Source organism: Paenibacillus sp. UNC451MF, assembly GCF_000686845.1.
In the GTDB taxonomy this organism is placed as follows: Bacteria; Bacillota; Bacilli; order Paenibacillales; family NBRC-103111; genus Paenibacillus_S.
Window position 1 is genome coordinate 391,555 of the sequence record NZ_JMLS01000004.1, and the last position, 8,228, is coordinate 399,782.

Genomic DNA, 8,228 nt, shown 5'->3' on the forward strand with positions numbered 1-8,228 from the left:
AGCGTTTTCTAATTACCCATTAAATCGCTTGAAATGACTTGCTTACCAAATCATCACTTAATTGGAGCAGCGTGAAGACCTGTTCTTCCTCTAATGCAGCAAAACCCATCTGTGTCAGATCATGGTGGAGCTTGGGCGGCAGTGCTTTGGCATGCTCCTCAAAGGATATTCCGTTTGCAAACTCCAAGAACAGCATGAGTAACTCTCCAGATAATTGCCACAGCAAATTATTTAACTGCTTCGACTGGTATAATCTTTGAGCCTTGCGAAGCGTCAATAAATCTTGGAGGCTAGACAAAGAAAATCCCTGAGCTTCTGACGGATGACCTTCCCTTAGAAATTGTCTATATCGTTCCACAATCCTCAGTACGCTCCCGATTCCACCCTCAAGCAAATGGCTTGAAAACGGAAGTATGCGGATGTACTCTTCATAATTCCTTGTTTCTAATTGGGTTACTGGAATTAACACCCCTGTAGACAGCTTATTATGTACGAACCACAAGTGCATAAATGCAGCATCTGCCCATGCAGAGGCTGCTCCCAGCCTAGCGGATACGTTTTTTTGTCTCTTTAGACTATCTATTGCCCATTTTTTGCGGTCATTGACGATCTCTATAGCCTTAGCAGCTGTTCGTTCTTTTCCTGAATCGGAAAAATAAAAAGTCTTCGCTTCATTCAACGTGTCGGTGAATTCATGTTTGGGATCGTATACAGGTACCGTCTCCAGTATAAATCGATGTTGCCATGGGTCATCCCTTATTTGTTGAACCGTCGGTAGTTGATCCGTCACAAAAAGCTGAATGATCTCGCCCTGAAACACATAAATTTGGTCATAGCTCTCGCATCCATTAGCAGCATAGACCGTTAGGTCCAAATCGCTAAACGAATCCGCATCTCCTCTACCTACAGAGCCTCCTACGGAAGCTGCCCTAACATTCGGAAGCTCAAGTTCCTCGACCACAAGTTTGGCTAATCGGATAAATTGCTCACTACGCTGATTCAACCCATCGCTCCTTCTCATCGGCCGGTATATCCGCCCTCAGATCGAATGATTTGACCAGTAACCCATTGAGATTGATCTCTGCCAAGAAGGTAACCAGCTCAGCTGCATCCTCCGGTCTGCCAATGCGTCCCATGGGAAATCGCGGAAGAAGCGTCTTCTTTATCTCCTCCGTCATCCATCCAGAATCCGTTGGGCCCGGGTCCACACAGTTGACCGTAATTCCTAGTGGCGCGAGCCCCACCGACAACGGCTCAGTCCATGTGATAACCGCTCCCTTGGTCGCAGTATAAGCCAAATTATTCGGATCGGGTCCTTTGGACACCAGATTAATAATACGTCCCTTTGCTGAGGCGGCATGCTTCTGCTCAAAGCGTTTTGCAAACTCCGTACTTAACAAAAATGTTCCCCGTACATTGACCGCGTAATGCCGATCAAGCATCGAAGCATTCAGATCCAGATATGTGCTCGGTGCACAGTGACAAGCATTATTAACTAGAATCGTTGGTACCCCTATCGCTTCCTCTGTGTGATCCAATATAATAGAAGGGCCTTCCGGATCGGATAAATTGGCTTCCATATGCCCGACCCTGACTCCATGAGTCTGCAGTTCCTCACTTAGCATATTGGGCCAATCGGCATCAACCCCACATCCTTCCTCCGAATCATAAGGAGTCCAATGTGTAAAGAAGATATCCGCGCCTTCCATTGCTAAAGCTCGGCATATTGCAGTGCCAATTCCGCTTCTGCGGCTCACTCCAGTTACAACAGCTAATTTGCCTTTGAGATTTAACATGATACCTCCAAGCTAGGAATTTGTCGTTCATTCTTACTTATTGTCAGGGTGCTAGTCAAAGTTAGTACTTGTGCACGAAGGTACCTGCTCTCCGATCATTACATAGGAACCATCACAGCCCCAAAAATTTGTAATAGTGGCTATTTCTCATTCCTATTGTACAGGAGTGCTCTCCCCGCCTTAGCGAGTTTGGATTTGAAATTCAAAAGACAATGTAATTCTCAGCCTCGTTCTTGGAATGGTTTCATTTGGTGTTATTGTCATTGGCGGAGCTGTACTCTCTCCATTGCTATTTGATGCCGGTAAGGTTAGGAGTCTGCTGCATGTTTGGCATATTGACTATAGCTATACTGGCGAGGCTTTATTGCGCAAAAGCTAGGTATGAAAAGAAGAGCCGTAGGGGTCGCATCCTTTTTTTATTAAGGTTGCTCATTAAGTTCATCCTGAACTCACATAGCTCATTGTATCCCCCTGTATAATAAGAGCTTCACCATCCTTGATTCTTTCATAGCGCCTATTTTTGCTGAGCTCAAGCTGTTGAAGCTTTTGCTCAAAATCATGATTATCCGCGATAAATCGATTGTAATGAGGTACGATTGCCAATGGGGTCAATCCTATTCCACTGTAATCCGTGAGCTCCTCCAGATCCATATTCTCATAGCCAATAATTTGGTTTAACTCATTCACATGCTCCAAAGTGTCCGCAAGTACCATAGCTCCGGCACTGACGCCTATGATTAGCCTGTGCTGTTGGGCCAGTTGTCTCATCAGTTCCACCGCATTTCTACGCTTCATTTGCAGCATGAGATAAAACGGATTGCCGCCATTAAGATGAATAACATCATAATTCGAAAGCACATGCGGGTCATCGAACTCTATATCCAATAAATCGCAGCAAGCGACACCCAGTCGTCGAAGACAAACTTGATCGGATAAAGCCGTTTGGCTTTTATGTTTTTTGGAGGATGCCGTGGTAATGATGCAGGATTTCAATTTTGCGGGAGGTGAATCGAGCATGGCTAAGATTTGTTCTTCTATGGCGCTGCTGCTAATTCCGTCTGAGGTTAATAGGAGCTTCATATTACCTCCTTGTTTATGTGTTCCTTAGCGTATTTCATACGGATCATAGAAAAATTAACCGTCGATTGGAGAATAGCCTCTCTTAAAGGCATTAATGAGGGGGTCAACCTTAATTCTATGCCAGTATCGCATATGACGGATAACAAATCCCCTACGGGCTCAACGGAGACTGGTTTTACCTCATGGACGGAAGTATAATAACCGGCGTTTAAATCATATATCTCAAAATCCTTATCGTTAAAAGTATACCGGTACAGTCGAGCTGCGCGAATTTGATCTAGCCAGCCAGCTTCCACTACCATAACACGTTGGACTGCCGAATGCCCGAAAAACCGCAGATTATCTTCATCCGACGTACGCTCATACGGCCAAATACATACCCTTGGGCAGTCTCTTGGAAAATAGTAATGAGGAGCGTGAAACTCGTCAATCGTCCATACTTGAGCAGGCTCATCCGGACGAGAATCCATCCTTCTGGGAGTAAACATCCGGATGTCCGGTTCTTCGCTAAAATGATAAAGCAAGCAATTGACCTCCTGTCTGTCTTTCTTTCGTTCAACCGTGGATGACTTACAAAAATCATATGGCATTTTTCGGGAAAAGTATAGACTATTTGTTTATCTCTTGATAAAGTTAGATGTACTGCGATTCAACGTTTTGACATGTAACCGTACAGGCTTGTCAACAACCGCCATGATGTTTGGTGGTTTTTCTATATTTTTATGAAAGGATAGGAGCAAGCAAATGGATATTATTGAAATTTCAACACATTTAATAGATGAAGACACGGACCAACCGAGATACCAGTTCGATGAAGATGCGCTGCAGGAATTAATGAAAAGTATTGAGGAACTCGGTTTGCTTTCTCCCATCAAGGTAAGATCCGCCAAAGATGCACGCTATAAAATTATATACGGCAACCGGCGCTACAAAGCTTGCAAAACACTGGGCCGTCCGACCATTCCTTGTATCGTATCCGATATTACGGACGAAACGGAAATTTATTTGGAGCAAATCGCAGAAAATTTGACGAGAGAAGGATTCTCACCGATCGAAGAAGCAGAAGCGTTTAACAAGCTTTTGAATGATCCGAAGTTCAGCAGCTCGACCAAGTTTCTATCCAGCAGACTGGGCAAACCGGAATCCTATATTAAAAACAAATGTGAGCTGCTCAAGTTCAGCAATGCCGTCAAAAAGATTATCGTAGCAGGCACCGAAATCAAAAAAGATCGGCTAACGGAAGATCAACTGCTCCCACTTAAGGATTTGCCCTTGGAGCATCGTGATTCGCTCGCTTTGATCGTAGCGCGTGACGAGATGCCTGTGAGTGATGTCAAAAAGATCGCCCGTTTATTTAAAGATAAAACGATCTCGGCAAATACGAAAGACAAGCTATTATATAAATCGGGCCATGAGCTGCTGGAAACCTGGTCGACATTTGAACAAAATAAAGCAGAACGGGCTAAAAAATCAGAACCTAAAGAACCAAAGGAAACGGTGAAAAAGGAAAAACCGGTGATAATCGATCAAGATCCGATTGCAACATCACCAGCGGCTACCGCACCTGCCAAAGCTCCAATCGAAGGCAAGCTACAGCGCCTGCTCGATTTTCTTCCAGCCCACGCTCCTCAGCCTACGGATATTCATAATATCCAAGATACCGATAGAGCGAGCTTAACGCAAGAAATGGATAAGCTCATTGAGCAGCTAGAAATGCAGCTTGCAGAGTGGAGAAATATAAAAGATAGCATGAAATCAGAAACCATTCCCTCGGTTGGAATGACTCAATAAATTCATTTAGGCTGTTCTCATAAATTGGAGAAGCAGCCTATTTTTATTACTGGTTATTCGTTCCATCTGATCATCATTAATCACTTGTTTCATAAGCTCCTAGCGGCACATCGGACAATATTGATACCTAAGGCGCGGCAATACGATATCTGGATAGATCACTGTATAACCTCCTTATTTCAAGGACGTTATTCGTCCCACATGGACTTATTACGTCCTTAAATTTTTACATCCATAATCTGTAAATACAATATGCTTATATAAACAGCCATTCTAAATAAGCTTCTTTAGAATGAGAATAATGAGAATGCTCTAAGTGGTCTTAAGCAGCCTACTATTCAGCCCGGTTCTTACGCTCATACCCCAGCCAAACACAACTTCCGTACTAGTAATTTCCGCTCGTATCGTATTAGTTCCCTCCCGCCACCTCACCCCAACACTTGCCAAATCAGGGCGTATTCGTCCGTCGCTGGCAGGCGGATCCCATTTCCAATCTCCTTGATATACTTCTTCGTCATTTATCCATAAACGAAGCCTGTCACTAAAGCCAAAAGTAAGTAACGATTCTATATTGTCAGACAAGATCAATTTACACTCGGCACGTACTGTAAGGCCATTTCCTGACGAAAAAAGGCGATTCAAGTTGAGCGTACCGTTCTCTTCAACGTTGGCTCTGATCCAAAGGGATTCCTCTTCTGCTTGTCCTCCTTCGGAATAAGGCTTAGAGACTAGCCATTCCGTTACGAACGTTTCCTCGGCCAACTGCTTTAAAGATTCTGCGCTTGGTTTAGCTGCCACAGCTGGTATCTCTTCTACCGAAAGATTACGAATGTACCCAGGGAGATAACCCCATACCCCAATTCTTCCCTCTGAACTTCCATGCTGAAGATTGGAAATCACCAACTGCGGTGTTGCCGTGTCTCCAACCCAGACAGCTGCATGACTGGGATGTATATCTAAAGCTAGCTTTACCCACTCTCCACGTCTAAAAGGTGCCGGTGACTGATAGCGTGGACCGTTATAAATTTGCCAAGTTGTTGAGCCGTTCATCATCGGATCGTATTGAATTTCTCCCGGTGTTTCTTCAGTGCCTGGCGATACGTACACCATTTCATAGTTCAATGCATCTTTTGCCCCAAATACTAATCCGATATAGCCTATTGGTCCAGGACAAGCAATTTCAGCCTGCAACCGATAACAATCGACTTTTAGCTCTTCACGAAGCAGTACAGGAACTGCTCGTTCATTGTGGTTAAAATACAGAGCATCCTTGGTTCGCCATTGTCCGGGACATGCGCTCGAATTACCTACATCAAAACAATCCAAATCATCAAATAGGTTCCAATACAGCTTAGACATGTAAACACCTCTTTTGAAATTAGTGGAGAAAGGAAAACCAAAAAGCTTATCTTTTATGGATATTTATTCCATTTTATAATACAGAACATATGTTCCTTTGTCAATGTAGTGTTTGTCTACTAAATCTATTAAAGCTCTTAATTTGCTTAGTTGCTCTTCGACGGGACATCAAGTATATTGAATATGTTTGGTAATTTTTCACTATTTATTTCAAAGATTAGTGACCGCTGGAGCGAAAACAGTACGAGCATCTACGAAATAAATCGGCCTCCTGGAGGTAGATTATATGATTCTATTGAAAAGTAAACGTCTTCAATTTCCCGCAATGCTGATTCTGCTCCTTACTCTTACTGCCTCTTACGGTGCTCCAAGCTTTTCGGCCGGCACTGAAGCAACCTCAAGCTGGGTATTCTATGGTCAAGACGGTAAACTGGTCTATAAAAAAGACGAATCGGGCAATCGAATAATGGATTTTTCTTCCGCAGGCTATATGGGGGGCGGCGTTGCATTTCCGGAGGTTCCGGTAGTGAAAACCATACAGCCTTCCGGCGGCGATGATACATCCGTCATACAGAATGCCATAAACGAAGTTGCAGCAATGCCGCTTAAAGACGGATTTCGAGGCGCGCTTCTGCTAGGGCCTGGTACGTTTATAACGACCAAGCAAATAAATATGAAGACCAGCGGTGTCATCGTCCGTGGGAGTGGCTCAGGTAATGGAGGAACTGTCATTCAAATGAATGGTGCCCCATTCCTGTTATTTAATATCGCCGGTACCGGTTCGCATACACCGAGCGTAGGCGTTAACATCGCTGACCCCTATGTTCCATCGGGCACTGATACCCTAACAGTCAGCAGCGCTTCCGGCTTCAAGGAAGGAGATAATGTGCTGATTAGCCGCACCGCGACTAAAGACTGGATTCATTTCATGGGAATGGATACATTGGTCCGTGACGGCAAGCCCCAAACTTGGATAGCACCTGGAAGCAAAATCACGACTGACCGAGTTATCAAGTCCATCTCCGGAAATCAAATTACACTCGACGCACCATTGACTGATTCTTTCGATTCCAAATATATTGGCAGCCCTGTAGGAACCGTCGCCAAATATACCTTTCCAGGCCGGATATCCCAAGTGGGACTGGAACACCTTAAAATCCAGGCTCCTGCAGTAGTCGAAAGATACAGAGCCGTTTATATGAATGCGATTACTGACTCCTGGGTTCGTGATATAGTCGTTCAAGACGGTATCGACAACTTTACGATAGATAAAGCGTCCAAGCAGATTACAGTCGATAACGTCACTATAAATCACACGATCTCCTCTACGGACTCTGCTGCACCTGCCAGCTTCACATGCACGGGAACTCAAATATTGTTCAATAAGAATCAAGCCAATGATCTTCAGAACAAAGGTAAAGGTTCCTGGGCTTTCGTAACGCAGAATCAAGGCTCCGGTCCTATCGTGATATTGAATTTTACATCTACCGAAAAAAATGGCATTGCCCCTCATCAACGTTGGACAACTGGAATCCTTGTAGATAACAGCCGCTTTTCGAATCCGTCCAATGATGCCCAAGGCATCGTATTTATGAACCGGACGACAGCAGGATCAGGTCATGGCTGGCCAATGGGCTGGTCCGTAGCATGGAACGTGGAATCCCCGCAAATCCTCGTATCCCAGGCTCCTGGAACGTTGAACTGGTGTATCGGTTGTGTCGGCAAAAAGATATCCTCCAAAGATCCCGAAGGCCAGTATGACTCATGGGGAGCCAAAGTAAATCCGGAAAGCTTGTATCTTGCTCAACTGAAAGAGAGGCTTGGGCCTAATGCACTGGCTAATATCGGCTATGCGCCTCCAACTGTACAGACGGATAAGAAAGATCAGCTAAAAGCGGATGAAAATCCATTAAAAGGTCAGTTGTGGTGGATTTTATCGGGGTTAGGGTTTATCGTGGCTGTTATTGGGTGGATTGTTTATTCTATTTTCCGCAAGGAAAAACCACATTCTATGAAATAAAAAAAAGCCGTGATACGGCTTTTCAGATTGTAGAGAAACCCATGTTTTTTTAAAACGTTGGGTTTCTTTCTGTATTTAGAGGCTATTTTGAGAAGGCCGGATGGGAGGCTAGGCCTCTTTCGCCTTCCGCTCCAGATGGAATGCAATCTTTTTCATGTTTTGTACGGCTGCTGTCATAAGCG

General features: G+C 44.4%; 7 protein-coding genes. 2 read left to right on the forward strand and 5 right to left on the reverse strand.

Going from position 1 to position 8,228, the window contains the following annotated elements; all coding sequences use genetic code 11:
* Positions 1–19: 19 nt before the first annotated feature.
* From BP97_RS0109290 to BP97_RS0109305, 4 genes are all read right to left on the reverse strand, one after another.
* Positions 20–1,003 (reverse strand): nucleotidyltransferase family protein, encoded by a 984-nt coding sequence (locus BP97_RS0109290; RefSeq protein WP_028548860.1) that lies wholly within the window; start codon positions 1,001–1,003, stop codon positions 20–22.
* The gene (locus tag BP97_RS35740) at positions 990–1,796 is read right to left on the reverse strand and encodes an SDR family oxidoreductase (RefSeq protein ID WP_331281306.1); all 807 of its coding nucleotides are present in this window, start codon (positions 1,794–1,796) and stop codon (positions 990–992) included. The genes BP97_RS0109290 and BP97_RS35740 overlap by 14 nt, the downstream gene beginning before the upstream one ends.
* A gap of 438 nt (positions 1,797–2,234) precedes the next feature.
* Entirely contained in the window at positions 2,235–2,876 is a 642-nt protein-coding gene (locus BP97_RS0109300) for a Type 1 glutamine amidotransferase-like domain-containing protein (RefSeq protein ID WP_028548861.1), read from the reverse strand.
* Positions 2,873–3,400 carry a DUF6886 family protein gene (locus BP97_RS0109305; protein ID WP_028548862.1) on the reverse strand — a complete coding sequence of 176 codons (528 nt, stop codon included), beginning with the start codon at positions 3,398–3,400 and terminating at the stop codon, positions 2,873–2,875. Before BP97_RS0109305 ends, BP97_RS0109300 begins: the two co-directional genes overlap by 4 nt.
* A gap of 220 nt (positions 3,401–3,620) precedes the next feature.
* Here BP97_RS0109305 and BP97_RS35745 point away from each other — a divergent pair, with 220 nt between their 5' ends.
* Positions 3,621–4,667, forward strand: coding sequence for a ParB/RepB/Spo0J family partition protein (locus BP97_RS35745; RefSeq protein WP_036745654.1), 1,047 nt, complete (start codon positions 3,621–3,623; stop codon positions 4,665–4,667).
* Positions 4,668–4,979: 312 nt separating this feature from the next.
* Here BP97_RS35745 and BP97_RS0109315 read toward each other — a convergent pair whose 3' ends face one another.
* Positions 4,980–6,026: a hypothetical protein gene (locus BP97_RS0109315; RefSeq protein WP_028548863.1), complete on the reverse strand. Its 1,047-nt coding sequence runs from the start codon at positions 6,024–6,026 to the stop codon at positions 4,980–4,982.
* 286 nt (positions 6,027–6,312) lie between these two features.
* Between BP97_RS0109315 and BP97_RS35750 the strand changes: the two genes are divergently transcribed.
* Complete coding sequence (locus BP97_RS35750; protein ID WP_051620469.1) at positions 6,313–8,046, forward strand: hypothetical protein; 1,734 nt, start codon at positions 6,313–6,315, stop codon at positions 8,044–8,046.
* Positions 8,047–8,228: the final 182 nt, after the last annotated feature.

Excerpts from the sequence above, each read along its gene's own strand:
- BP97_RS35750 (WP_051620469.1), top strand. The coding sequence starts at position 6,313 with ATGATTCTATTGAAAAGTAAACGTCTTCAATTTCCCGCAATGCTGATT.
- BP97_RS35745 (WP_036745654.1), top strand. The coding sequence starts at position 3,621 with ATGGATATTATTGAAATTTCAACACATTTAATAGATGAAGACACGGAC.
- BP97_RS0109315 (WP_028548863.1), bottom strand. The coding sequence starts at position 6,026 with ATGTCTAAGCTGTATTGGAACCTATTTGATGATTTGGATTGTTTTGAT.
- BP97_RS35740 (WP_331281306.1), bottom strand. The coding sequence starts at position 1,796 with ATGTTAAATCTCAAAGGCAAATTAGCTGTTGTAACTGGAGTGAGCCGC.
- BP97_RS0109300 (WP_028548861.1), bottom strand. The coding sequence starts at position 2,876 with ATGAAGCTCCTATTAACCTCAGACGGAATTAGCAGCAGCGCCATAGAA.